This window comes from Confluentibacter sediminis (assembly GCF_003258355.1).
GTDB classification, from domain to species: Bacteria; Bacteroidota; Bacteroidia; order Flavobacteriales; family Flavobacteriaceae; genus Confluentibacter; species Confluentibacter sediminis.
Map to the genome: position 1 here is coordinate 1 of NZ_QKPO01000048.1, position 457 is coordinate 457.

The 457-nt window shown below is 64.6% G+C and carries 1 protein-coding gene; it reads left to right on the forward strand.

What is annotated here, in order from left to right; genetic code table 11:
- A partial coding sequence (locus DKT72_RS18920; protein ID WP_162623374.1) for a class I tRNA ligase family protein occupies positions 1-457 on the forward strand: 457 nt, incomplete at both ends.

Here is a 457-nt window from a genome sequence, read left to right on the forward strand (position 1 = left end):
CCGAGGCGCTGGAATCCTACGAGCATTCCAAAGCGCTGGAAGTCATCGAGTCCTACTTCTGGCAGTTCTGCGACGACTACATCGAGCTGGTCAAGAACCGCGCCTATGGCACTCCGGACGAGCACGGCAATGTGCCGTCCGAGAAGGCTGTGAAGTCCGCCCGCACCGCTCTGGGTCTGGGCCTGGACGCCTTCGCACGTCTGCTGGCCCCGTACCTGCCGTACGCCACCGAGGAAGTGTGGAGCTGGATGCACGCCGGTTCCGGTTCCGTGCATCGCGCCGCCTGGCCGGTCGTGGACCCGTATGTCGAGGCCGCCACCGGCGCTTCCCCCGAGCTGCTGACTTGGGCCGGCAAGGCCGTGGAGCAGCTGCGTAAGATCAAGTCCGAGGCCAAGGTCTCCATGAAGACCCCAATCCTGTCTGTGGCACTGTCCGCTGCTTCGGAAGGTGTGGAAGC